Source organism: Nocardiopsis sinuspersici, assembly GCF_001998325.1.
GTDB lineage: Bacteria > Actinomycetota > Actinomycetes > Streptosporangiales > Streptosporangiaceae > Nocardiopsis > Nocardiopsis sinuspersici.
Window position 1 is genome coordinate 1,362,537 of sequence record NZ_MCOK01000001.1, and the last position, 24,438, is coordinate 1,386,974.

25 protein-coding genes are annotated in these 24,438 nt (G+C 71.6%); 11 read left to right on the forward strand and 14 right to left on the reverse strand.

Annotation, left to right across the window (positions count from 1 at the left end; all coding sequences use genetic code 11):
- The first annotated feature begins 18 nt into the window (after positions 1-18).
- Complete coding sequence (locus tag NOSIN_RS05700; RefSeq protein WP_077689731.1) at positions 19-888, forward strand: class I SAM-dependent methyltransferase; 870 nt, start codon at positions 19-21, stop codon at positions 886-888.
- A gap of 25 nt (positions 889-913) precedes the next feature.
- Here NOSIN_RS05700 and rfbA read toward each other — a convergent pair whose 3' ends face one another.
- The 4 genes from rfbA to NOSIN_RS05725 all read right to left on the reverse strand — a co-directional run bounded on the left by rfbA (position 914) and on the right by NOSIN_RS05725 (position 5,106).
- Entirely contained in the window at positions 914-1,795 is an 882-nt protein-coding gene (gene rfbA / locus NOSIN_RS05705; RefSeq protein ID WP_077689732.1) for a glucose-1-phosphate thymidylyltransferase RfbA, read from the reverse strand.
- Positions 1,796-1,901: 106 nt separating this feature from the next.
- Positions 1,902-2,675, reverse strand: a complete 774-nt coding sequence (locus NOSIN_RS05710; protein WP_077689733.1) for a class I SAM-dependent methyltransferase — start codon at positions 2,673-2,675, stop codon at positions 1,902-1,904.
- Positions 2,676-2,740: 65 nt separating this feature from the next.
- Positions 2,741-3,976, reverse strand: coding sequence for a cytochrome P450 (locus NOSIN_RS05715; RefSeq protein ID WP_077693430.1), 1,236 nt, complete (start codon positions 3,974-3,976; stop codon positions 2,741-2,743).
- A gap of 509 nt (positions 3,977-4,485) precedes the next feature.
- A complete protein-coding gene (locus NOSIN_RS05725) occupies positions 4,486-5,106 on the reverse strand; it encodes a TetR/AcrR family transcriptional regulator (RefSeq protein WP_227014537.1) in 621 nt (206 codons plus the stop codon).
- 122 nt (positions 5,107-5,228) lie between these two features.
- On the opposite strand from NOSIN_RS05725, the gene NOSIN_RS05730 reads away from it, so the two are divergent.
- Positions 5,229-6,065 (forward strand): alpha/beta fold hydrolase, encoded by an 837-nt coding sequence (locus tag NOSIN_RS05730; RefSeq protein WP_077689735.1) that lies wholly within the window; start codon positions 5,229-5,231, stop codon positions 6,063-6,065.
- A 107-nt stretch (positions 6,066-6,172) separates the two neighbouring features.
- Here the strand turns inward: NOSIN_RS05730 and NOSIN_RS05735 are convergent, their stop codons facing one another.
- On the reverse strand, positions 6,173-6,694 hold the full coding sequence (locus NOSIN_RS05735) for an ATP-binding protein (protein ID WP_077689736.1): 522 nt from the start codon (positions 6,692-6,694) through the stop codon (positions 6,173-6,175).
- 115 nt (positions 6,695-6,809) lie between these two features.
- Entirely contained in the window at positions 6,810-7,736 is a 927-nt protein-coding gene (locus tag NOSIN_RS05740; RefSeq protein ID WP_077689737.1) for a helix-turn-helix domain-containing protein, read from the reverse strand.
- A gap of 128 nt (positions 7,737-7,864) precedes the next feature.
- On the opposite strand from NOSIN_RS05740, the gene NOSIN_RS05745 reads away from it, so the two are divergent.
- The 4 genes from NOSIN_RS05745 (at position 7,865) to NOSIN_RS05760 (ending at position 10,026) form a co-directional block, all read left to right on the forward strand.
- Positions 7,865-8,719 (forward strand): helix-turn-helix domain-containing protein, encoded by an 855-nt coding sequence (locus tag NOSIN_RS05745; protein WP_077689738.1) that lies wholly within the window; start codon positions 7,865-7,867, stop codon positions 8,717-8,719.
- A gap of 4 nt (positions 8,720-8,723) precedes the next feature.
- Positions 8,724-8,933, forward strand: a complete 210-nt coding sequence (locus NOSIN_RS05750; protein ID WP_077689739.1) for a DUF397 domain-containing protein — start codon at positions 8,724-8,726, stop codon at positions 8,931-8,933.
- A gap of 328 nt (positions 8,934-9,261) precedes the next feature.
- Complete coding sequence (locus NOSIN_RS05755) at positions 9,262-9,447, forward strand: hypothetical protein (protein WP_077689740.1); 186 nt, start codon at positions 9,262-9,264, stop codon at positions 9,445-9,447.
- 117 nt (positions 9,448-9,564) lie between these two features.
- Positions 9,565-10,026 carry a PPOX class F420-dependent oxidoreductase gene (locus tag NOSIN_RS05760; protein WP_077689741.1) on the forward strand — a complete coding sequence of 154 codons (462 nt, stop codon included), beginning with the start codon at positions 9,565-9,567 and terminating at the stop codon, positions 10,024-10,026.
- Between the two features lie 178 nt (positions 10,027-10,204).
- Here NOSIN_RS05760 and NOSIN_RS05765 read toward each other — a convergent pair whose 3' ends face one another.
- From NOSIN_RS05765 to NOSIN_RS05800, 8 genes are all read right to left on the reverse strand, one after another.
- Complete coding sequence (locus NOSIN_RS05765; protein ID WP_077689742.1) at positions 10,205-10,555, reverse strand: hypothetical protein; 351 nt, start codon at positions 10,553-10,555, stop codon at positions 10,205-10,207.
- 36 nt (positions 10,556-10,591) lie between these two features.
- On the reverse strand, positions 10,592-10,996 hold the full coding sequence (locus NOSIN_RS05770; RefSeq protein ID WP_077689743.1) for a four-helix bundle copper-binding protein: 405 nt from the start codon (positions 10,994-10,996) through the stop codon (positions 10,592-10,594).
- A 52-nt stretch (positions 10,997-11,048) separates the two neighbouring features.
- Complete coding sequence (locus NOSIN_RS05775; protein ID WP_077689744.1) at positions 11,049-12,419, reverse strand: cytochrome P450; 1,371 nt, start codon at positions 12,417-12,419, stop codon at positions 11,049-11,051.
- 170 nt (positions 12,420-12,589) lie between these two features.
- A complete protein-coding gene (locus tag NOSIN_RS05780) occupies positions 12,590-14,614 on the reverse strand; it encodes a CocE/NonD family hydrolase (RefSeq protein WP_077689745.1) in 2,025 nt (674 codons plus the stop codon).
- Between the two features lie 16 nt (positions 14,615-14,630).
- Positions 14,631-15,941: an ATP-grasp domain-containing protein gene (locus tag NOSIN_RS05785; protein WP_170293683.1), complete on the reverse strand. Its 1,311-nt coding sequence runs from the start codon at positions 15,939-15,941 to the stop codon at positions 14,631-14,633.
- 362 nt (positions 15,942-16,303) lie between these two features.
- A complete protein-coding gene (gene mgrA, locus NOSIN_RS05790) occupies positions 16,304-17,299 on the reverse strand; it encodes an L-glyceraldehyde 3-phosphate reductase (protein ID WP_077689747.1) in 996 nt (331 codons plus the stop codon).
- 144 nt (positions 17,300-17,443) lie between these two features.
- Positions 17,444-18,889, reverse strand: coding sequence for a pyridoxal phosphate-dependent decarboxylase family protein (locus tag NOSIN_RS05795; protein ID WP_077689748.1), 1,446 nt, complete (start codon positions 18,887-18,889; stop codon positions 17,444-17,446).
- Positions 18,879-20,276 carry an MFS transporter gene (locus NOSIN_RS05800; protein WP_077689749.1) on the reverse strand — a complete coding sequence of 466 codons (1,398 nt, stop codon included), beginning with the start codon at positions 20,274-20,276 and terminating at the stop codon, positions 18,879-18,881. Before NOSIN_RS05800 ends, NOSIN_RS05795 begins: the two co-directional genes overlap by 11 nt.
- A 273-nt stretch (positions 20,277-20,549) precedes the next feature.
- On the opposite strand from NOSIN_RS05800, the gene NOSIN_RS05810 reads away from it, so the two are divergent.
- The 5 genes from NOSIN_RS05810 to NOSIN_RS27125 all read left to right on the forward strand — a co-directional run bounded on the left by NOSIN_RS05810 (position 20,550) and on the right by NOSIN_RS27125 (position 24,124).
- Positions 20,550-20,891: a hypothetical protein gene (locus NOSIN_RS05810; RefSeq protein ID WP_077689751.1), complete on the forward strand. Its 342-nt coding sequence runs from the start codon at positions 20,550-20,552 to the stop codon at positions 20,889-20,891.
- Between the two features lie 142 nt (positions 20,892-21,033).
- Entirely contained in the window at positions 21,034-21,438 is a 405-nt protein-coding gene (locus NOSIN_RS05815; RefSeq protein WP_077689752.1) for a DUF2267 domain-containing protein, read from the forward strand.
- 267 nt (positions 21,439-21,705) lie between these two features.
- Positions 21,706-22,875, forward strand: coding sequence for an SDR family NAD(P)-dependent oxidoreductase (locus tag NOSIN_RS05820; protein WP_077689753.1), 1,170 nt, complete (start codon positions 21,706-21,708; stop codon positions 22,873-22,875).
- Positions 22,876-22,938: 63 nt separating this feature from the next.
- Positions 22,939-23,904: a TIGR03557 family F420-dependent LLM class oxidoreductase gene (locus NOSIN_RS05825; RefSeq protein WP_077689754.1), complete on the forward strand. Its 966-nt coding sequence runs from the start codon at positions 22,939-22,941 to the stop codon at positions 23,902-23,904.
- A gap of 49 nt (positions 23,905-23,953) precedes the next feature.
- On the forward strand, positions 23,954-24,124 hold the full coding sequence (locus NOSIN_RS27125) for a hypothetical protein (RefSeq protein ID WP_170293677.1): 171 nt from the start codon (positions 23,954-23,956) through the stop codon (positions 24,122-24,124).
- The last annotated feature ends 314 nt before the right edge of the window (positions 24,125-24,438 follow it).

The window sequence follows — 24,438 nt, forward strand, 5'->3', positions numbered from 1 at the left end:
CACCCCAGGAGGTATAGCGTGTCCCGTCCGTACCTTGATCCGCACACCGTCAAGAGCGACCAGCGTGCTGCTTGGGACGCCATCAGCCCGGGCTGGGCAGTCGTGTTCGACACCTTCGAGCGGGGTGCGTCGCGGGTGACGGACCACTTGCTGGAGCTCGGTGGCGTCCGGCCGGGCCAGCGGGTGCTCGACGTCGCGACAGGGCCCGGGGAACCCGCGCTGACGGCCGCCGACGCGGTCGGCCCGGGCGGGAGCGTCCTCGGCGTCGACATCTCCCCGCGGATGCTGGAGCTCGCGGCCCGAAGGGCCGACGGAAGGAGCAACGTCGAGTTCGCCGTGGCGGACCTGGAGGGGATCGACCGCGCGCCGGGCTCATTCGACGTGGTGCTCAGCCGGTGGGGGCTGATGTTCGCCGTGGACCGGGTGGGCATGATGCGCGCGCTCGCCCGGCTGCTCGTGCCCGGCGGGGTCCTGGCCGCCGCGGTCTGGGGACCGCCCGGTGCGGCGCCGATGATGTCGTTCGGCTACGGGGTGATCGGCAGGATGCTCGAACTACCGCCGCCCGCGCCGGGCGCCCCCGGACCGTTCACCATGGCGGACCCGGCGCAGGCGACCGCCGAGCTGCGCGAGGCCGGGTTCGAGGACGTGACGGTCACCGAGACCGTGGCGCCGTTCCGGTTGGCCACGGGCGCCCAGTACGCGGAGTTCACACGTGCCGTCGCACCGCCCGCGCTGATGGCGCGTGTACGCGACAGGTACGGTACCGAGGACGCGCCCGAGGTCTGGCAGGCGGTCGCCGAGGAGGTCGAAGCCTCCCACGCGGACGCCGACGGCGTCGCGCTCCCCTCGACGACACTCTGCCTGCGCGCGGTGGCACGGGCCGTGTAGCGGCCCCGGGCCGCTACACGGCCCGTCAGCGGCGGACGCGTGCGCCGACCGCGGCGCGGACGACGTACTCGGCGTAGGGCGACTGCCCGAGCTCCTCGGCGAGGGCCAGGCAGTCGTCCGCGTCTATGTACCCCTCCCGCAGGGCGATCTCCTCCAGGCAGGCGACGCGCACCCCGTCGCGGCGCGCCGTGTCCCGTACCCGCAGGGCTGCTTCCAGAAGGGATTCCTCGGTCCCCGCGTCCATCCAGAGCACGTCGGGGCCCAGGTTCACGAGCCGCGCCCGGCCCTGCTCGAGGTAGGCCAGGTTGACGTCGGTGATCTCCAGCTCCCCCCGGTCCGAGGGCTTGACCTCGGCGGCGATATCCAGGACGTCGTTGTCGTAGAGGTAGAGCCCGGTGACCGCCAGGTCGGAACGGGGACGGCCGGGTTTCTCCTCGATGGAGCGGAGCGAGCCCTCGGGACCCACCTCGGCGACACCGTAGCGGTGGGGGTCCGGGACCCGGCGGCCGAAGAGGACGCACCCGTCCAGCCCTTCGGCGGACTCCCGGAGCAACCGGGGCAGGTCCTGCCCGTGGAACAGGTTGTCGCCCAGGACGAGCGCGACGCTGTCCGCGCCGACGAAGTCGGAACCGAGTGTGAACGCCTCCGCCAGCCCGCTCGGCTCCGGCTGCTCGGCGTAGGAGATGTCGATCCCGAGCTGGTGCCCGTCACCGAGGAGGAGCCGGTACCGGGGCAGGTCGCGCGGGGTGGACACCAACAGGATCTCGCGAACGCCCATCTCCATGAGCGTCGCCAACGGGTAGTGGACCATGGGCTTGTCGTAGACCGGGAGCAGGTGCTTGGACGTCGACTTGGTCAGCGGGGAGAGCCTGCTGCCGCTGCCTCCCGCGAGGACGATGCCTTTCATGGGGTGCGATCACCGTCTTGCGTCAGGAGCGGACCAGGGCCCGCTCGGAACGGTCTCTCGTGTCGTCCGAGGGCCCCCGCGACCCTCCGTCGCGGTCGGCACGGGGTCATCCCGGCCATCGGAGGTAGGCGGGGGCGGGGCGCCCCGGGAGGAGGCGGAACTCGCCGCTGCCGAGCCCCAGCGTCTCCCGTACCGCGAGGTTCTCGCCCGGCCACTTGGGGTGGTCGAGCTCGTCGAAGGCGAGCACGCTGCCCTTGGTCAGGTAGGGACGGACGCACTCCAGCGCGGCACGGGTCGGCGCGTAGACGTCCAGGTCGAAGTAGGCGAGGGCGATCACGGTGTGGGGATTGTCCTCCAAGTAGCGCGGCAGGGTCTCCCTGACGTCGCCCTCGACGACGATCGTGCGTTCGCCGACGTGCCGCATGGGATCGGCCTGCTCGTGCGCCGCGACCACCGCTCGCAGGTGGTCGGGGTAGCTCGGGGGCAGGGCGAACCTGCCGACCACCGCGCTCGGACTCACCTGGTCCACGGGGGAGACGTCGGGGAAACCGGTGAAGGTGTCGAACCCGACCACCCTGCGGAAGGGGTTGTAGGGCTCGTACACTCCCCGCAGGGCGGTGAAGGCCGCGAGGTGACGGCCGTGCCGGACACCGAACTCCATGATGACCCCCGGGACGTCGAGGACCATCCGGTAGAGGGCGTCCATGGACATCAGGTCGGCGATCTGCTGCCGACGGAGGTAGAGGGGGAGGGCGTCGACCAGTTCCTCCGGGGGGATCGGCGTCTCGGAGAGGAGCTTGGCCAGGGCGCGACGCGCCTCCAGCTCCGGTTCGGAGTCGTGGGGGAAGACTCGGGGATCCCTGCCGCCGGTGTCCTTCATGGACGTCCTGCCTTTCTTCTCGGATCCGCGGCGGGTCCCCCGCGGAGTCGTCGGGTCCAGAGGGGTCACCACGTCACGGGGAGCTCTCGCAGGCCGTGGATGTTCGACTCGCCGCGGAAGGCGACTTCGCCCAGCGGGACCGCCGCGCGAAGGGAGGGGATCCGCCGGAAGAGGGTGCCGAGGACGATCTGGAGTTCGGCGCGGGCCAGGTTCTTGCCCAGGCAGTGGTGCCGGCCGTGCCCGAACGACAGGTGCCCCCGTCCGCGGCGGCCGATGTCGAGTTCGTCGGGGCGGTCGAAGACCTCGGGGTCGCGGTTGGCGGTCTGGATCACCGGAACCAGCCCCTCGCCGTTCGCGATCCGGGTCCCCGCGATGTCGAGGTCGGCCGACGCGGTGCGGGCCGTCGCGGCCTCGACGATGCTGCAGTAGCGCAACAGCTCTTCCACCGCACCGGGGACGCGCGCCGGATCAGCGGTCATCAGGGCGAGCTGTCCGGGGTGTTCCAGCAGGGCCAGCGTCCCCAGGGAGATCATGCTGGAGGTGGTGATGTGTCCCGCGACGAGCAGCACGAACGCGGTGCTGGTCACCCCGTCGGGATCCGGGCGCCCCTCGGTCTCGGCTTCGGCCAGGAGACGGCTGAGGAGGTCGTCGCCGGGGCACCGCTCCTTCCACGCCACCACCTCCCCCAGGTACGAGCGGACGGTGTGCGCCGCTCGGAAGCGTTCGGCGGCGGGGGTGTTCCGGTCCATCATCAGGGCGCTGTCGGGTTCGAAACGCGCGTGTTCCGAGTAGGGCACCCCGAGGATCTCGCAGATCACCGTCGACGGCACGGGCAGCGCCAGGTGCCGGACCAGGTCCAGCGGTCCGCCGGAGCGCAGCATCCGGTCCACGCGGGCGTCGGTGATCTCCTGGATGCGCGGTCGTAGCCGCGACACCCGGCGCATCGTGAACTCGGCGGTGAGAGCGCTCCGGGTGCGTGTGTGCTCCGGCGGATCCTGCCAGTTCAGGGGCGTCCGGAAGTAGGAGTCGCGGCGCAGCCGCTCGCCGGCGGGGGCGAAGCGGGGGAAGCCCGGCGCACGCCGGTCCGCGCTCGTGTGCTGGTGGCCGAGGACGGAGCGCACGTCCTCGTAGCGGGTGACCATCCACGCCTCGTTCCCGCCCAGCATCCTGACCGGGGCGAGGGGGCGTTCGCGCCGACGCCGCGTGTACGCCTCCGGGGGGCTGAAGGGACAGGTCCTCGGCGCGGGGAACAACAACTCGGGATCTTCGGCGGGGTCTACCTCGGAGGAGGGCGGTTTCATCAGGGCTCCCACGGCACGGGGCTGTCGTCGAGTGCTCTTTTTGGTTCCTTTTAATATAGCTAACACGAGACCCGGTCAGAGTGAAACCCTGCGCATGGATGACTTTTCCGTTGCCCCATCACCTTGTCCGGCGATGCCTCCGAGGTCGCGGAGGCTTTCGGGTTCCTAATTAGCTATATATAAATGAACTCATGGGAGGATGTGAAAGAAGGGCAGGACCGGACGCTTCGCGCCCACGGCCGCGCCGTGGCGGGGCCTCGGGTCACCGGTTGCCGTCCCGCCGCCGTGGCTCCGGGTGCGGAAGACCACCGTGTCCGGGGCCACGCGGCCGTCGGGGGAGTCGGCGGCCTGGTCCGTGTTCTCGGCCGGGCGGCCCTCCGGCGGCCGGCCCGGCTGGAGCAATCCGTCCTCGGGCGGGCCTGCTGGGGAGCCGTTGGAGACGTCCGTAACGAACGGCCGGTAGGGCTCGGGAGGCTCCCCGTGCCTTCGCGCACGCAGGACGGCTCGGCCTACGCGTCGCTCGGGACGCAGGCCCGGGAGTTCTTTCCCCGCGAGTCGGAGCCGGCCCTTTCCAGGGCCGCGTCGATGAGCACCTCGGCGGCCTCGTGCGCCCGGTCGGCCGCCTCCGCCTGACCGGTGATCGCGGCGGTGGTCTGCGCACCCTCCGCCAGGAGCGCGAGCTGCACGGCGAGGGAGGGGTCCACGCCGATCCGTTCCACCAGCTCGCCCAGGTAGCGCTGGAAGGACACCTTGTGCTCGCGCGCGATGTCGGCGACGTCGGAGTTGACCGCACCCAGCTCCGCGAAGGCGTTGATGAACCCGCACCCCCGGAAGTCCTCCTCGCAGAACCAGTCGGACAGGAACCCGTAGACCGCCAACAGCTTCTCCCGGGGAGTGCCGGCCGCTCTCACGTGCTCGTCCAGCCCCTCGGCCCACATCCGCCGCCGGCCCCGCAGGACGGCCATGACGACGTCGTTCTTGGAGGGGAACAGCTGGTAGAGGCGGCGCAGCGAGACCCCGGCGGCGTCCCGTAGCTGGTCCATGCCCACGGACGAGAAGCCCCGCGTGTAGTAGAGCCGGTCGGCCGCGGCGATGATCCGTTGGCGGTACTCCTCTTTGTTCATGTCCATGTCCGCCAGTGTACTTGCGTTGAGAACGATCGTTCTCTAGACTTCACAACAAGCGAGAACGTTCGTTCTCGCCCATTGGCTCAGATGAGAACGATCGTTCTCATTCAGGGGAGAGGTCCATCATGGGGCGCATCACCGTCGGAACCGAGAACAGCACTCCGATCGAGCTGTACTACGAGGACCGGGGCACCGGCCAGCCGGTCGTCCTCATCCACGGCTACCCGCTCGACGGCCACTCCTGGGAGAAGCAGGCCGCCGCCCTGCTCGACACCGGGTACCGGGTCATCACCTACGACCGCCGCGGCTTCGGGCAGTCCTCCCAGCCCTCCACCGGCTACGACTACGACACCTTCGCCGCCGACCTCAACACGGTCCTGGAGACGCTCGACCTCACCGACGCCGTCCTGGTCGGCTTCTCCATGGGCACCGGCGAGGTCGGCCGCTACCTGGGCACCTACGGTTCCGCCCGCGTCGCCAAGGCCGCCTTCCTGGCCTCCCTGGAGCCGTTCCTGCTCAAGACCGAGGACAACCCGAACGGTGCCGCGCCCCGGGAGTTCTTCGACGGGGTCGTCGCCGACGTCAAGGCCGACCGGTACGCCTACTTCACCGACTTCTACAAGAACTTCTACAACCTCGACGAGAACCTGGGCACCCGCATCAGCGAGGAGGCCGTCCGCAACAGCTGGAACGTCGCGGCGGGCTCGGGCGCGGTCGCCGCGGCGGCGGCTCCGCTGACCTGGTTCACCGACTTCCGCGCCGACATCCCCAAGATCGACGTTCCCGCGCTGATCCTGCACGGCACCGCGGACAACATCCTGCCGATCGACGCCACCGGCCGCGCGTTCGCCGCCCTGCTGCCGTCGGCGGACTACGTCGAGATCGAGGGCGCCCCGCACGGTCTGCTGTGGACCCACGCCGATGAGGTCACCGAGGCCCTGCTGGCCTTCCTCGCCAAGTAGGGCGGGGGAGCGGGGGGAGTAGTGGCCACGGAGTGGCCAGTGGTCCCGGGAACGCGTTCGACGGGGCGCTCCCGGGACCTTCCGCGTGATCGGCGTGATCGGAACCGTCAGCGACCGCGCTCAGCCCCCGCGGGCGCGGGAAGGGCGAACTCGGCCCAGGTCACCGTGCCCAACCCCGCGCAGAAGGGAAAGTCCAGCACGGGACGCGTGCCCCAGCCGGCGGCCGTGTGCTCGACGAGCAGCAGGCCCCGGCCGTGCTCGGCCTCCCGCCACTCCTCGGCCGTGCGCTGGCGGGGGATCAGAGGGCCGGTGTCCTTGGTGCCGTCGTCGATGACCGACAGACGCAGCACGGTCCCGGCGTCCGGTGCGGAGTGGACGGCCAGGGTGCGGATGACCCGGCCGTCGGCCTCTCCCGACCGCGAGTGCTCGACGGCGTTGGCGAACATCTCGCTGACGCACAGCACCACGGTCGCGACCAGGTCGTCACCGAGCCCGATGAGCCGGGCCAGGTCGGTGCGCATGTCCGAGCGCACACGGCTGGCGGTGGCCAGGGTGCCGGGGTAGAGGCGCGGTTCCCAGCGCCGTTCCGGGTGGGTGGTGGCGACAGAGGTCTGCGGCACAATGACCATGCCGGTATCTCCTTTTTGTTGGGTGTTCTGTGTGCTGGCCGTGCCCTGGAGGCGGACTAACGCCTGCCAGGGCTTTGACGTGTCCGGCCGGTGACACGGGGGGACGAGTTCGTGGTCAGCCCCTGGCCGCGGCGGCGGTGCCATACGTGTCGCTGGTCCCGTGGTGCAGACCCGTGGTGAGGGCGCGCCGCCTGGGCTTGTCGGGGAAGCGCTCGATGACCTGGTCCAGCAGCCGCAGGGAGTCGGTGGCCGACAGGGCCACGCCCTGGAGGGTGGAGAACAGGTCGGCGTAGCCCTTGATGTGGGTGGCGTCGGTGACCAGGTGGCCTGGTCCGCGCGGATGCGGGGTGTAGGCGAGGCTGTGGCGCGGGGAGAAGGCCAGCGTCCAGAACGCGCCGCGCAGGCCGGGGTGGGGTGCGGTGCCCTGGGGGAGCAGGTGAACGGTGACGCGGTCGCCGGTGGCCAGGTCGCGAAGGCGGGTGAGCTGGGCGCGCATGACGCTGGGGGAGGCGACCGGGCGGGTCAGGGAGGCTTCGTCGGCGATCAGGCAGTAGTACGGCGGGCCGGGGAACGTGCCGCAGACCTCGCGGATCGTGGGCCGGTCCGGGATGAGGAAGTCGGCCTCCATCGGGCGCTCGACCCGGTTCAGCGCGCGGGCGTAGTCCTCGGTGAGGAAGCCGTCGGGCAGGACGAGGGGAGCGTAGGCCCGGACCTGGAACGCCTGGGGGAGCAGGTCGGCCACGGTGGCACCGGCCCGAAGGCCGGCTGTGATGAAGGTCTGCGCCCAGGCGTCCCACAGCACGCCCTCGGCTTGGAGGGCGCTGTCCAGGCGGCGGGCGTCGTTGCGCTGGGGTTCGTAGGAGCCGGACTCGACCTGCCGGATCCGGTGGGGAGAGGCGGAAGCGCCCTCGGCCAGCTCCTCGACCGACAGGCCCAGGCGCTCCCGCACTGCCCGGACCCGCTCCCCGAACCGCTCCCATTCCGACGCGGTTCCCTGAGAATGCTCCGCGCTCGCTGACCTGCTGCTTGTCTGGCGGCTCATAGCCATGAGGCCTCCTTGGAAAAGTGAGGTGCTTCACCATCAGTAAACTAAGAGCCACGAGCAAATGCAAGTAGCTTTTGAAAGTGGCGAATTTTGTCCCCTCATGCGAAGAAGGGCATTATCAAGGGATGGCTGACAACCCGACGCTTGCGCAGTGGCAACTAGCACAGGAGCTGCGACAGCTCCGAGGTGAACGCAAGTTCGGTGACGTGGTCAAGGCCATGCGGACCGCGCCCAGTAGCTTGTCGCGTTGGGAGACGCCCGGCGACGGTGGGGCGGTGCCTGGTCCTGCGGCCATCGAGCGCCTGCTCAGCCTGTACGGGGCCTCGGAGGAACTTGACCGTCTGCTCGCGCTCCGGAAGCAGGCGCGTGAGCCGGACCGCTGGCAGCCCTACGAGCTGGAACGGAGCTACCGGTCGTACGCCAACATCGAGGCTCAGGCGACCTCGGTCGAGATGTACCAGTCCCAGCTCATCCCCGGTCTGGCTCAGACGGAGGCCTATGCTCGCGCGGTCATCGAGGCGACCATGCGTCCTGACAGCGATCTCGACCGAGAAGTTCAGGTCCGTCTCACCCGACAGGAGGTGCTGACGAAGACCGCTCCGCCTGAGGTGTGGATGATCGTCGCTGAAGCCGCTCTGCGGCAGCGTATCGGTGGCGGTGGGCTCATGGCAGAGCAGCTTGATCATCTTGTCGAGTTGGCCGCTCTTCCGAACGTCACGCTTCAGGTGCTGCCCTACAGCGCCGGGGCCCACGCGGCTCTGACCCTCGCTTCGTTCTCCATCCTGCGCGTGGACCACCATGGGCTGGTGACGGTCTATCTCCAGGGCCCTTCGTCCCACATGTTCATGTCCAGTGCGGAAAACGTGGAGCACTACGCGGGAACGTTCAACCGCCTACGCGCGTCTGCCCTGGACGACGGAAAGCCCACCCTCAAGCTGCTCCGAGGTATCGCCGACGAGCACCGCCAGCACAAGGACTAGAAGCATGCAGTCATCAGTCTTCGTCGTCGGTGACGACGCCGTTTTCCGCAAATCGAGCTACTCGCAGAGCGAGGCCGCGTGTGTCGAGGTGGCCGACCTGGGTGGCGCAGCAGCGGTCCGGGACACCAGCCACCGTACGTTGTGCGCTCTCTCGTTCCCTGGTGGCGAGTGGCATGCTTTCCTCGTCGGCACTAAACAGGGCGAGTCGTGTTAGCCCATAAATGCGGGATTTGTGCGCCAATGGTCACTTTGGGATTTATGTCTAACTTTCGAGAAGTTGGAAAAACGCTCGCTTGTCGCTGGTAAGTTCGCAGCTCAGTTACTGTGCTCCCCGCGCACGCGGGGATGGTCTCGACCCCTGTCCCCCCGAGGTCGGTGAGCGCGTGCTCCCCGCGCACGCGGAGACGACCTCTCAGGACACGCCGCCACGTCCCGCTGCGACCTCGGTCACCCGTGGGGCTCCTGGGACGCAGGGAGCGTGTGATCGCTGATGACGCCGGGTAGGGGCTTGCCAGGAATCCGACTAGGGAGGAGGCCCGGACATGAGCGTTCCGGAGGAGTCCAGGCCGAAGACCAGGGACACCGACCAGGTCGTCAACGCCGACCACAGCGACGACCAGCAGCGTCCGGACACCCGGGGAGAGATGGAAGCCGAGCTCCAGGACAAGATGGAGCAGGAGAACCTCAACCGGGAGGACTTCGGGGAGGGCGACCGCGGGGAAGAGTAAGAGCGATTGCCAGGAGCGCCGGGGCCGCGTCGGCCCCGGCGCTCCTCGCGCGTGCGGGGATACGCTGGCCCGGTCCCCGCGACGGGCGCGGGCACCGCGAGCAGTGAAAGCGAGACGATGAGCCCTTCGATCGCCACCAACACCCGTGTCGACCTCGACGGTCTGCTGGAGTTCGTACGTCCCCGGCACCGGGCGCTCCTCATCACCCGCCGGTCCGACGGTGAGCCCCAGGCCTCGCCGGTCACCTGCGGTGTGGACACCGAGGGCAGGATCGTGGTGTCCACCTATCCCGAGCGCGCCAAGACCCGCAACGCCCGGCGCGACCCCCGGGTCAGTGTCGTGGTCCTGTCGGAGGACTTCGACGGCCCCTGGGTCCAGGTCGACGGCGAGGCCGAGGTCATCGACGGCGAGGAGGCCGTCGAGCCCCTGGTCGAGTACTTCCGGGTGATCTCCGGCGAGCACCCCGACTGGGACGAGTACCGCGAGGCCATGCGCCGCCAGGGCAAGGCGCTGATCCGCGTCACCCCGGAGAGGTGGGGGCCGGTCGCCACGGGCGGTTTCCCCGCCGACCGCGTCTGAACCCGGCCGGGGCCGTACCCCGCTCGCCGGCTCCATCCCACCCACCGCGCCCGTATGCCGCCCACCGCGCCCATGCCCCGCCCGCCGGCCCCGTCCCGCCGGTCGGGTCCGTAGCCGGGTCCGTGCCCTGACTGCCGTGTCCGAGCGGAGCGGGGCACGCCTGACGATCCGAGGGAGGTCACCGCCCCGCGGGCGGCGGCCTCCAGCCGTCGTCGGGCGGTGTCGGCCCGCGGTCGGGCGGGTCACCGCCCTCGGGCGGCGGTTTCCAGTCCCCGCCGGACTGGGGCTCCTCGGCGGTTCCCTCTCCGGGCCGTGCGGTTCCCAGGCCGGGCATGCTGCCTCTGTTCTCCCACCCGGTCGGGTACCGCCTGCCCTCGGGCCTCTCCTTCCAGTAGTCCGGCGAGCGCACGGCCTCCTGCTTGCGGATCGTCTCCCGGCGGATGATCCACAGCACGAGGAAGATCACCGCGATCGGGATGGCGATGGCCACCAGGATCCCGAAAAGCCAGCCGAGTGTCGGCCATTCCATCGCTGCCCTCCTTCGGGTGTGGGCGGTGCGGCCCCCTCACAGGGCCGCGAGGAGCTCGCGGCACGCGCTCTCGCAGCGGCGGCACGCCTCGGCGCACACCCAGCAGTGCTCGTGGCGCGAGGCGTGCCGCTCGCACTCCTCGCCGCACATGCGGCAGGCCTCCGCGCACGCCTTCACCAGCGCCCGGACCAGGGTGTCGTCGCCCTCGGTCCGGCGGGAGAGCACCCTCTGGGTGGCCTCGCACAGGTCCGCGCAGTCCAGGTCGGCGCGCACGCACGTGACCAGTTCCGCCACGTCCCTCTCGCCCAGGCACGCGTCCGCGCACAGGGTGCAGACCTGTGCGCACTCCCCGCAGGCCTCGATACAGGCCCGGAGCTTCCCCTCCACCCCGAATCCCCGGTTGCCGGGGTGGGTGTCCAGCATCTGTTCGACGACGCTCATGTCTCCTCCTCAACAGGCCCGGGCCGGACCCGCCGCGGATCCGGCCCGGAGCTCAGGTCGAAAGCGAGAACCGCAGTGCGAAGTGGTTCAGCGACGCGGGCAGGCCCGACGCGGGCAGCGGGCCGCCCGCGTCCACACGGGCCGGGTCCCGGCCCCGGAGCAGCGCGCGCAGGAACAGGGACACCGCCAGCGGCACCAGGTCGATCCCCGCGCACGCGGCCGGTCCCTGGCTGAAGGGCAGGATGCCGGGCTCGTTCTCGGCGCGTCCGTCGAGCCAGATCCCGGGCTCGAACGCGTCGGCGTAGGGAAGCCGCGAGGAGTCCCGGTGGAAGTAGGAGCTCACGATCAGGAAGACGGTTCCCGCTTCGAGGACCTCCTCCCGCCAGGCCGTCTCGCGTGTGCTCTCCCGGAGCACCATGAGCGTGGTCGGCCACAGCCGTACCGACTCGCGCACCGTCGCCCGCAGCAGCGGCAGGTCGAGTCCCTCGCGGGTGTCGATCTCCTCGCGGGCCTCGTGGGCTCCGGGGCTGAGCGAGGTCAGCAGGGCCAGGGAGCGGAACGCGGCGACGGCGGCCGCGTCGAACGCGAACAGCCAGTGTGCCGCCTGGTCCTGCGGGCGCGGGTCCGTGCCGTCCCCGGCGGGTGCCGCCGCGGTCAGCCTCCGGGCGAGGCTGCCCGGCTCGGCGCGTTCGACGTTGGCGCGCACCCGGTCGAGGAACTCGGTCCTGGCTCCGTGGTGGACGGGGGCCAGGTACGTCCAGTTCGCGCGTGCCCGCAGGTTGTACAGCAGTTCGGTCGTCCGGTGGTCGTCCGCGGCGAAGGCGCCGAAGACGATCCTCCGGGCCATCGCGTTGAAGGACCGGGTGAAGCGCCACCAGTCCAGGTCGCCGCCGTCCTCGCGCAGGGCGAGTGCGAGGGCGAGCGCCTCCTCGTCGGCCTGCGCCGCGAGGACGTCCCCGTCGGGGTGGACCGCCTGTCCCGGTACCAGGGCGGCCTCGTTGGCCGCGCGCCGCCGGGGGCGGTCCGCCTGGTCGGAGACGAGTACTCCGTGCGGCTCGAAGTGCGACAGGGCGCCGCTCTTCTCCCTGCCGGCGGGGGAGAAGGGCTCCGGGGTCTCGCGCAGTACTCGGCGTGCGTCCTCGGCGGACAGCACCAGTGCCGCCCGGCGCCCCGCGAAGCGCAGCGGCAGGGGGTCGTCGCCGTGGCGTTCGCGCATCTCGCGCAGGACGGCGACCGCCCTGCGGTCGGCGTCCAGCCCTGTGACCAGCCTGGTCATCAGGGGGCGGCGCAGGATCACGCCCCGGGCCACGTTGGGCAGCAGGACCGAGGTCAGCAGACGCGCGGTCTCCGACGTGCCCGGGTGTCGCACCCGTCCCCGGGGACGCCCCCGAAGGTCCGCCTCCTGCCGGTCTTGTGTGGGCATCGGAACCGCTCCCCTCTTTGATCGGTCCGCTCCCGGTCTCCTGTCCGGCTTCCTGTCTCGCCCCCTGCCCTGTGCCTGTCCCGGGTCCCTACCCCGGGTCCGGGTCCCCGGTCCCGGACACGGTTCCGGCTTTGTACCGCCGTCCACCGCGTCCGGGAACCGGGCTCCGGTCACACGTGGTCGCGGGGCAGCGTCTCCCGCCACTGCCGGGAGAAGACCCGCTCGTCGTTCTCGAAGGCGTCCAGGGTCGCGTACACCCGGAAGTCGGTCTCTGTGCACTCCAGCACCGTGTGGGTCTCGGTGCGGGTGCGCCACTCGCCGCGAGCGAACCGGACCGTCCACGTCGACTGTCCGCGCGCGGAGGCGAAGTCACCGGCCACGGACTCGTAGAGCTCGTAGGCGCGGCGCCCGACGTCCAGGTCGATGTCGTCGAAGTGCAGGATGCCCCCGTCCTTGACGATCTCCAGGGAGGAGTGGGTGTCCACCAGGTCACGGTGGACGGTCCAGCGGTGTTCCGGCTTCTCCCTGCGCGTGGTGGGGATCGCCGGCGCCGCCTCCGGTTCCCCGAAGGGCTGCGGGTGCGGCTCGTCGGTCTCGGGGTGCGGGCGCACCGGCAGGATCAGTTTGCTGTTCTGCGGGTGCACGGTCAGCATCACCGGACGCGGCGGCGGCCAGGCCAGCGGCCAGTAGGAGGTGGACAGCGACAGCCGGATCCGGTGGCCGGCCGGGAAGACCTGCGCGACACCGTTCAGAGTCAGCCTCGCCTGGTAGATCTCGCCCGGCTCCAGCGACTCCGGGTGCTCGTGCCCGGTGCGGTGGGTGAGGTTGAGCAGCCCGTAGGTCACGCGCGTGGCGCTGCCCTCGGGGTCGACGTCGACCAGCCGGGCCGCGACCATGGCCACGGGCTCGGTGACCGAGACCTCCAGTTCCACCGCGCCGGTGCCCAGGATCTCCACGTCCTCGGCCAGGACCTCGCTGTCGAAGACCAGGGAGCCGCCGTCCTCCTCGCGCTGGTCGTAGGGCAGGTCGGGCGGGGCGTTGTAGGAGGCCCACTTGCCCGCGAACTGGCCCACGGTCAGCGGGGACCGCAGGGTCAGGGACTCGCTCCGGATCTCCTCCCCGGGGGATCCGATCCTGTACTTGGCCAGGGGATAGGGGGTGTACTTCACGTTCGGTGAGGGCCACTCCTCCTCACGCACCCACCGTCCCGGGCGCTGGTGGTAGGCGGTGGAGGGCGCGACGCTGTCCTGCATCCACGCCCACAGGGACGGGCCCTCGTCGATCCCGTTGTCCTCGCCCTTGAGCCAGTGGTCCAGCCAGCGCACGACCTCCTGGAGGTAGCCGATCGCCGGGCCGGGCTCGCCCATGTGCGGGTAGCGGTGCGACCAGGGGCCGACCAGTCCCCTGGCGGGGGCCTTCAGGTTCCACAGGAGCCGCAGGACGGCGTTGGAGTAGCCGTCGGCCCATCCGCTGGAGGCCAGGACGGGGCAGCGCACCTGGGAGTAGTTCTCCGACACCGAGGCGTGCCGCCAGTAGTCGTCGTGCCGCTGGTGGCGCAGCCACTCCAGGACCCACGGCTCGCTGGCCTCCAGCCGCTCGAACCACATCCGCCGCCACTCTTCGCCGACGATGACCGGGTCGGGGGGCAGGGTGGCCGCGGCGAACATCGTCCCCGCCTCGGCGAGGTTGTCCGAGAGCAGGCAGCCGCCCATGTAGTGGAAGTCGTCGCCGTAGCGGTCGTCGGTGAAGGAGCTGATGATGATCGTGCCGAGGCTGGGAGGCTGCCGCTCCGCCACCTGTAGGGCGGCGAACCCGCCCCAGGACAGCCCCATCATGCTGGTGTTGCCGTCGCACCAGGGCTGTTCGGCCAGCCAGGCCAGGATCTCCTCGGCGTCCTGCTGTTCGCGTTCCAGGTACTCGTCGGTGAGCACGCCCTCGGAGTCACCGGTTCCGCGCAGGTCCACGCGGACGCAGACGTAGCCGTGCCCGGCGATGTAGGGGTGGTGCATGGAGTCCCGCACGGCCGTCAGGTCGCGTCTGCGGTAGGGGATGTACTCCAGCACCGCCGGTACCGGGGTCGCGTCCGAGGAGGTGGGGCGCCACACCTTGGCGGCCAGCCGCACGCCGTCCGACATGGGGATCCAGAGGTGCTCGTCGATGTGCACGGCGTGCGGCAGGTTATTGACCACGTGCATGTACGGGGGCCTCCCTTCAGTGCTGGACCGTCCTGTCGGAGGAGTCGTCGCCGTCATCGATGAACTCGAACTTCAGGTCCTCCACGCAGCGCTCGTACTTGGCGCGCAGCTCGGTGTCGTCCTCGGCGCCGATGGTGATCTTGGCGAGCTCGAAGCTGTAGCTGTCCTGGAAGGCCATGTCCGAGAGGCGCTCGCCCTGCTGGGGCACGATCTCGTCGACGCTCACGCCGTGCAGGGACTCCTCGACCTCGGCGACCTCCTCCGGGGTGGGCACGCGCACGGCGACGCCGTCGTCGAACCGGCGGTAGTACCACTCCGCGGCCACGTTGAACTCGCCCTTCATGTCGTCGGGCAGGCGCGGGTCCTGTCCGAGGGCCAGCCGGAGCATGCGCTCGTGGTTGGGGACTCCGTCCACCAGTTCGAAGAGCTTCGCGTGGGACTGGGAGTGGCGGGTGTTGACCTCCAGGAGGTTGAGGCCCTCCTCGACCGGGTCGTAGAAGAACTCGATGCTGAAGGTGGAGTTGTCCATCCCGGACTTCCTGATGACCTTGACGGCGACGTCGCGCATCTGCTGGACCACCTCGTCGGGAAGTTCGGAGGGGTACTGGTGGCGCAGGAACACCGGGCTGGCGGGGTAGTCGACCGAGTCGAGGGAGCCGTAGACCACGACCTCGCCCTTGTAGACGTAGCCCTCGACGGCGGCCTGCACGCCGTGCATCGCGCCCTCGGCCAGGCAGGTGCGTCCGCCCACGGAGGCGATCTCCGGGGGCAGGTCCACCCGCTCCAGGATCTGCTCGAAGGGTCGGCCGATCATGTCGATGCCCTCGCGCATCTTGGCCACGGCGTCGTAGAAGCCCTCGTCGTCGTCTACGCGGAAGGCCAGCAGGGAGGAGGCCGACTTCACCGGCTTGAGCCACATCGGGTAGCCCGGGCTCTCCGGGGGCTTGACGTTCTCGTCGTTGAGGTCGACCAGGGCGAAGGGCGGGTGCTCGTCGATGACCTCGCTCTGTAGCAGCCTGCTCCAGTACTTGTGCTCGCACTTGACGAAGGACTCCAGCGATGCCGAGGGCAGGCCGCGGCTGGAGCACAGGATGGGGACGAGCAGGGTCACCGGGAAGTCCCAGAAACCGACGATCGCGTCGACGGAGCCGTCGAAGTCGTCCAGGATCTGCTCGGCCTTGGCAATCAGTGCGTTGATGTCCACCTCGCCGGCCTGGAGTTCGTCCAGGTCCAGCAGTTGGTGGAACCGGCATTGGCGGCCGGTCGGGGTCCTGCGCAGGATCTCCAGGTTGCGCTCGTCCAAACCGACCACGAACACGTTCTTCACAGTTACTTGCACCGCCTTGCCGTAATAGGACTGTGATCTTCTGGGGTGTACAGGTGCGACTACCCGTGTGCGTCGCGCCAAACCAGAAGTGTTCCGTCCCACACCGCGGAGGTACTGGTCAGAGCGGTGGCCTCGGCCGGGGAGCCCGCCCGACCTCGCCGAACCGCGTCGGAGCAGTCCCGCCGGACCCCGCCGGGGACGGTCCGCCGCCCCCGGGAACGGCCGCCCCCGGACGTGCGCCCGGCAGCGGCCGCCCGTGCCGACAGCCCGTGCCGACAGCCCGTGCCGACAGCCCGTGTCGGCGGTCCGGGCCGTGCCGACCGCCCGGACCGCCGGCTCGAATGAGGAAGCGCTCCGGCGGCTCAGTCCACGCGGGCGTACCCGTCGATCTCGGCCAGCTCGTCCGCGTCGAACTCCAGGTTGCCAACCGCCGCCACACTGTCCTCCAACTGGGGGACGCTGCTCGCACCGATCACCGCGGAGGTCACCCGCTCGCCGCGCAGCACCCAGGCCAGCGCCATCTGGGCCAGCGACTGCCCGCGCCGCTCGGCGACGGCGTTGAGCGCGCGCACCCGTCGCAGCACCTCCTCGGTGATGCCCTCGGCGGTCAGGAACGGGCTGCTTCCGGCGGCCCTGGACCCCTCCGGAACGCCGTTGAGGTACCGGTCGGTCAGCAGCCCCTGCGACAGCGGCGAGTAGGCGATGGAGCCGGCGCCGACCTCGTCGAGTACGTCGAGCAGCCCGTCCTCCACCCACCGGTTGAACATCGAGTAGGAGGGCTGGTGGATGAGCATCGGCGTACCCAGGTCGCGCAGGATGGCCGCGGCCTGGCGGGTCTGTTCGGGGGAGTAGTTGGACACGCCCGCGTACAGGGCCTTGCCCTGGCGCACCGCCGTGTCCAGCGCGCCCATGGACTCCTCCAGCGGGGTGTCGGGGTCGGGCCGGTGGTGGTAGAAGACGTCCACGTACTCCAGGCCCATGCGCTCCAGGCTCTGGTCCAGGCTCGCCAGCAGGTACTTGCGCGAGCCCCACTCGCCGTAGGGGCCGGGCCACATCAGGAACCCGGCCTTGGTCGAGACCACGATCTCGTCGCGGTAGGCGCGCAGGTCGCGGGCCATGACCCGGCCGAAGTTCTCCTCGGCCGACCCGGGCGGGGGACCGTAATTGTTGGCCAGGTCGAAGTGGGTCACCCCCAGGTCGAACGCACGCAGGATGATGTCGCTCTGGACCTCGATACCGCGGTCGTGGCCGAAGTTGTGCCACAGGCCCAGGGACAGGGCGGGCAGGCGCAGGCCGTTGCGGCCGCACCTTCGGTAGGGCATCGTCTCGTACCGCGTCGGGGCGGCGACGTAGGTCATGTGTCCTTCTCTCTCCTGTGGCTGTGCGCTCGTCGGAGCGCGGACGGGGCGCTTCCCCGCCGGGGTCCGTGCGTCGGCCGAAGCCGCGCGGTCGCAGTATCCCGTGGAACCGGTCCCCGCGGTGAACGGCGTGCGAGGGACCCGTCAGCCGGCGGCGCCCGGCCGGTCGGCGTGCGGAGAGTGCAGCGCGGAGAGGAAGCGCAGCAGCAGGGCCTCGCGCAGCGGGGGTTCGAGGCCGTCCAGCACCGTGTTGACCACCGCCGTCCCCGAACCTCCGGGGGCCGCCAGGTCCACCCCCACCGAGGCCAGCAGCTCCACGAACTCCCGGTCCTCCAGGGCGGACAGGTCCAGGGCGGAGACCGCCTCGGCCAGGCCCTCGGGTACCGGCGGGCGCACTCCCCTGACCGCCGCGACCGCTCCGGCGAGCACCTCCAGCAACGCGTCCACCCCGGCCAGGGACACCCCGGTCAGGGTCAGGTGCAGGTTGGCGGGGATCCCCGCGTAGGACAGTTGCGGCTGCAGGAACCAGCCCGACTCCGCCACCTCGTCGGCGAGCACGAACACGTCCACCTCGTCCGAGGCCAGCGCCACCAGCGGCGCGTCCGGATCGCCCAGTACCCGCAGTCCGGGGATCCCCGCCACGCCCTCGCGCAGGCGGCGCGCCGCGTCCATCGCCTCCCGGGCCAGCTCCCGGTATCCCGAGGCGCCCAGCGCGTTCAGGGTGGCCCAGGCCCCGGCCAGGGGCCCGGCGCCCTTGCTGCTCTGCACGGTGGAGTTGATGACCGTGTAGCCGGGCCAGTCGGCGCCGGCGTAGTAGGCGCCCCTGCGCAGCCGCCCGTCGGCGAACAGCACCACCGAGGCGCCCTTGGGCGTGTACCCGTACTTGTGCAGGTCGCAGGAGAGCGACGTGACCCCGGGAACGGACAGGTCGAACGGGGGCACCGTGCCCTTCTCCAGCCACGGCAGTATCCAGCCGCCCACGCAGGCGTCCACGTGGCAGAGCACGCCCCGCCCGGCGGCCAGCGCGGCGATCTCCGCCACCGGGTCGACCACGCCGTGCGGGTAGGACGGCGCCGACGCCACCACCATCACGGTGCGCGGTGTGAGGGCTTCGGCCACGGCCCCGGGGGTCGCCCGCAGGCTCTCGGGGTCCACCGGGACGGTCACCGGGTCCAGTCCCAGGTAGTGGCAGGCCTTGCGGAACGCCGGGTGCGCGGTCACGGGGAGGACGACCTCGCCGCGTCCCCGGACGGGGCGGGTGTCGCGGGCGGCCTTGACCGCCAGCATGATCGACTCGGTGCCGCCGCTGGTGAAGATCCCGGGTGTGGACGCGTCGCCGCCCAGGACGGAGGCGACCGCGCCCACCACCCGTCGCTCCAGGGCCACGGTGCTGGGGAAGGCCGTGGGGTCCAGGCCGTTGACCTCGACCATCTCCATGTACGCGCGGTGCCCGGCCTCGCGCACCCCCGGTCGGCCCGGGTCGTACACGTAGGCGGCCACCCGCCCCTCGCGCACGGGCAGGTCGCCCTCCCGGAGGCGGGAGAGTTCGGCGAGCAGGTCGTCGGTGGAGCGTCCGGACTCAGGTAGCACTGCGGTCTCCGGGGTCGGTGTCGGGCTCGTGGCCGGGTTCGGTCTCGGGGGCGGGGCCGGTGCGTCCGAGGGGGTGGTCGCCCGGGTTCCCCCGTCGGAAGGCGAGCAGCGGCGGCAGGCTCGCCAGGAACAGCGCGGCGGGCAGCAGGGTGAAGCCCGCTCCGATGCCGGCCAGGGCGCCGGCGGGCTGGGCCACCGCCACCGACGCCTCGGCGGAGCGGAACGCCGTCAGGCCCAGCACCGCCGCGAACAGCCCCGGTCCCAGGGCCATCGCGCCGGTCTCCAGGCCCGTCCACATCCCGGTGAACGTGCCCGCCTGGGCCTGTCCGCTGCGCCCGGCGTCCTCGCGCACGGTCTCGGGGAGCAGGGACAGCGGCAGCAGTTGCAGGCCGGCGTAGCACAGGCCCACCAGGCCGGTCGCCGCCAGCACGGGCACGGCCCGCTCGCTCAGCACCGCGGGGAGGAGCAGCAGGGCCGAGGCGGTCATGGCGGCCACCGCCGCCAGGTAGCAGCGCACCGTGCCGAACCGGCGGGCGGCGGCGGACCAGGCGGGGACCGCCACCAGGCTGGGGCCGACCACGCACACGAACATGGCCGAGGTCAGCCCGTAGTCGTCCAGGCGGTAGGCGGCCACGTACGGGGCGGCGGCGAGCATCACCGACACCGCCAGGGCCTGGAGGGCGAAGGCCAGGGCCAGGCGGAAGAACGCCTTGTTGCCGCGCGCGGCGCGCAGGGCCGCCACGGGTCCGAGCGTGCGCGGGCCGGGACGGCCGATGATCCACCGGGTGCCGGCGGTGGAGGCCGCCAGCGCAGCGCCCAGCACCAGGCCGATGGCCGCGCCCATCACCAGGTGGCCGGCGCGCCCGCCCCCGGCCGACTCCACCACGGCGGGCGCGAGGCCGCCCGCCGCCAGGACGCCCAGGGTCAGGCACACCACCCGCCACGACATGGCGCGGGCGCGCTGGTCGCGGCGCGGGGAGATCTCCGCGGGCAGGGCGACGTAGGGGACCTGGAACAGGTTGAACGCCGTGGTGGCCAGCGTGAACGCGCATCCCACCCACACCGCCGACCACACGGGGGCCAGCGCGGGCGCGGCGAACATGGCGGCGAACAGCACCGGCAGGGTGAGCGCTCCGGTGAGCATGAGCCGGGTCCGGTGGCCGGTGCGCACGGCCTCGCGGTCGCTGGCCACTCCGATCACGGGGTCGACCAGCATGTCCCAGACCTTGGGCAGGACCAGCACCAGCCCGGCGAGCCCGGCGGCGACGCCCAGGACGTCGGTGAGGTAGTAGAGCAGCAGCAGGCCGGGCAGGGCGGAGAAGACGCCGGTGCCCACCGAGCCCACCCCGTACCCCAGGAGCCGGGTACGCGGCAGCGGCGGGGTCACGGCAGGACCCGTGCGGGGCGGGGGACGGCTGCGGGGGGAGAGGGGGTGGTGGGGGAGGGGCCGTGGCGCCCGGCGAAGGCGCGCCCGGCGTACGGGGGGAGGGCCACGCGCCGACGTTACTCCCGCGGGGCGGGAGCATCAACGGCGCGCCCGTCGCCGACCGGCCCCGGACCGTCACCAAAGCCCGTTTCACCTGCTGTTTCGCGCCCGGCCTCACGGGTAGCTGTGCCCCTACACCCCACCGTCGTACGGAGCAGCAGGGAGGGAACGTCGATGCACGAGACCACACCTCCGATCGAGGGCTATGAGGGACTTCCGGTCGGGACGCTCCAGCACCGCGTCCGCTCGCTCGACACCGAGCAGATGCGCCGGCTGGTCGACTACGAGGAGAGCCACGCCAACCGCGCCGGGGTCCTGGAGATCCTGCGCCACCGGCTCCACGACCTGGAGGAGGGCGCCGAGCCCTCCGGGGGCGCACAGGACTTCCAACCCGAGCGTCCCGGTCCGCCGGCCGGCGGCTCACCGGTGAGCGCGGACACCGCGGCCCCCGCGTCGAGTCCGCCGCCGCACGGCGTTCCCAACCAGCCCGCCAAACCCAAGGGCGACCAACAATGAGGCGGCCCGCCCCGCCCCGCGGGGCGGGAGGCCGTGTCCGCCGCGGTACCCCGTGCGCGTGACGCTGAGGGAGTCCGTTCACGACGGGGCTCCTCCCCGCACCGCCACGGTGCCGCGGCGACGCCAGAAGGGGGGAAGCACCATGCAGCACGACACCTTCATCGGACAGGTCCAGGCACGTGCCCGCCTGGACAGCCGCGGCGCCGCGGAGGAGGCCACGAGGGCCACGCTGGAGACCCTCGCCGAGCGGGTCGACCCCGGCCTGGGCGAGGACCTCGCCGCGCAGCTGCCGCGTGAGATCGGGGAGAACATGCGCCGGGTGACCCGTCAGACGGAGCAGGGCCCCGGCGCCGAGGGCTTCGACCAGCAGGAGTTCCTCAGCAGGGTGGCGCAGCGGGCGCACAGCGAGCCGACGGCGGCCGCCCACAGCGCCCACGCCGTGTTCGACGTGCTCGACGAGGCCACCACCGGGGGAGTCATGGACAAGGTCCGCCAGGCCCTGCCCGAGGACCTGCGGCGGCTCACCCTCCAGGACAGCCGGGGCTGAAGGCCCCCGGGACCGCGGCCCCGGCGCGGGACCGGGATTGGAGAGGTGCCCCCGGGGCGCGTACACGCACCCGGGGGCACCCCGACCGTGACGGCGGGGTCTGGATCAGTCCATGTGCTGCCATGTCCGGTTTTCGGCTCGTTCACCTCGGGTAGCCGTACCCCCACACATCCCTCCTGGACCGTTTTCTCGACGAACAGGGAGTGACATGGTGGTGGCACCCAACGCGCGCCGGGCCCTCGGCCACGACGGACGGAGCAGCCGGTGATGCGAGGCAAGGCGACTCTGGCCCTGACCGCCGCGGGCTGGGCGGTGTCCAGACTGCGGGGCAGGAACGAGCCCGAACCCGTGCGCGGCCGTCGCGGCGGCACGGTCTCCTACGCCGTGGCCGGCGCCGCCCTGGGCGTCGGTACCGCGGCGCTGTGCGGGCCCCGGCGCGTCACCCGGCTGCCCGGCAAGGTCGCGCTGATCACCGGCGGCTCCCGCGGGCTCGGACTCCAGTTGGCCCGCGAGTTCGGTTCGCGCGGTGCGTCCGTCGTGGTCTGCGCGCGCGACCGGGACGAGCTCGACCGTGCGCTGACCGACCTGGAGGGCAGGGGCGTGCGCGCGCACGGCGTCCAGTGCGACATCCGCGACCTCGACCAGGCCGAGAGCCTGGTGGAGGAGGCCGCCGCGGCCTTCGGCCGCCTGGACTTCGTCGTCAACAACGCCGGCATCATCCAGGTCGGACCGCAGGAGACGCTCTCCGAGAGCCGCTTCCGCGACGCCATGGAGACGATGTTCTGGGCGCCGCTGCGCATCTCACGGACCGCGCTCGGCCCGCTGGGCGAGACGGGCGGCTCCCTGGTCAACATCACCTCCATCGGCGGCCACCTGAGCGTGCCGCACCTGCTGCCCTACTCCTGCGCCAAGTTCGCCGAGGTCGGGCTGTCGGAGGGGCTGGGCGCCGAGGTCGCGAGCCGGGGCGTGCGGGTCACCACCGTGGTCCCGGGGCTGATGCGCACCGGCTCCCACAAGGCCGCGATGTTCTCGGGCAGGTCCGAACGCGAGTACACCTGGTTCTCCCTGGGGGCCGGACTGCCCCTGGTCTCGGTCAACGCCGAGCGCGCGGCACGCAGGATCGTGGAGTCCGCCGCCCGGGGGCACAGCTACCTCGTGCTCACGCCGCTGGCCAGGATGGTCATCATCACCCGGGGACTGTGCCCCTCCCTCGTCCAGGGCGTGACGCGCGTCATGAACAGGGTGCTGCCCGAACCGTCCGAGCACGCGGAGGAGCGGACCGGGGGAGAGGTGGACGACGAGGCCGTCAACCGCGCGCTGAAACTGCCCACGGCACTCAACGAGGGCGCCGGCCAACGCCTCAACCAGGGGCCCGGCGGCGAGGGGCCGCCCAGACAGGAGCCCCGTGGCGAGGGGCCGGAAGCGCCGGGCCGGTGATCGGCGCGAGGCGGGGGAGACGGCGGTGAGAGCACGGAGACAGCGGCGATCGGGGGTTGCGACGTGACGCGTTTCGGATACTTTCTCGCCTGTGAGGAGCACGGGCCCAGGGAGCTGGTCCGCCAGGCCCAGGCGGCGGAGGCGGCGGGGTTCGACGCCCTGTGGATCTCCGACCACTACCACCCGTGGCTGGACTCCCAGGGGCAGAGCCCGTTCGTGTGGTCGGTGGTCGGCGCGATCGGGCAGGTGACGTCCCTGCCGATCACCACCGCGGTGACCTGCCCGACCACACGCGTGCACCCGGCGGTGGTCGCGCAGGCGGCCGCGACCTCGGCGGAGATGGTCAGGGGCGGATTCACCCTGGGCGTGGGCACCGGCGAGGCGCTCAACGAGCACATCCTCGGCCAGCCCTGGCCGCCCGCCTCCCGGCGTCTGTCGATGCTGGAGGAGGCCATCGAGGTGATACGCAAGCTGTGGACCGGCAAGCTCGTCAACCACAGGGGCGAGTACTACGAGGTCGACACCGCGCGCCTGTACACGCTGCCGGAGGAACCGCCGAGGATCTACATGTCCGCGTTCGGCCCCAAGGCGACCAGGCTGGCCGCCAGTGAGACCGACGGCCTGATCCAGGTGGCGCCCAGCCGCGAGACCATCGAGCACTTCCGCGCCGAGGGCGGTACCGACAAGACCGTCCAGGGCGGGCTCAAGGTCTGCTGGGCCGAGACCGAGGAGGAGGCCCGGCGCGTGGCGTACGAGAGGTGGCCCACCGAGGCGCTGGCGGGCGAGGCTCCCCAGCTGCTTCCGCTGCCGCGCCACTTCGCGCAGCTCACCGAGAGCCTGGTCACCCCGGAGATGGTGGCCGACGAGGTCGCCTGCGGCCCCGACCCGGAGGTGCACGTGGCCGCGATCAGGCCGTACCTGGAGACCGGCGTGGACGAGGTCTACGTCTGCCAGGTCGGTGACGACCAGGAGGGCTTCTTCGAGTTCTACGCGAACGAGGTCCTGCCTCGGCTCCGGGCCGAGGCCTGAACCGGAAGCGGTGCGCGGCCTCCCGCGCACCGCCCAGCGAGGAGGAGACATGAGCACCCGTACCCGTGACGGGACCCTGCGCGAGCCCGATCCGATGCCGCCGGACCCGTTTCCCCCGACCCCGATGCCGGAGCCTCCGCCGGAGCCGGAACCCGAGCCGCCCGGACGGGAGCCCTTCCCCGAGCCGCCCGGTCCCGAACCCGAGCCAGAGCCCGCCTGAGCGCACGGCGCCCGTCTGAGGCTGCCGTGCCCGTCTGAGACGAGGACCGCCGGGAACACCGGTGCGGCAGAGACGCGGGACGCACGGGATCTGTGCGCCCCGTGGGACGCGTGTGTCCGGCGGGGGTCTTCCATCCGTCGGGCCCCGAGATCCGACCGCGTACGTCGCTTCGTCCTGCACCGCGGCTCCCTCGTCCACGTCCGCCGGGTTCTGCGCGACCGCTGCGTCCCCCGGCCGCTTCGTCCTCCACCGCGGCGCCGTCCTCCACGGCCGCCGGAGCCTCCGAGCGGCCCCGCCCTCCGCCGCCGTCCGGC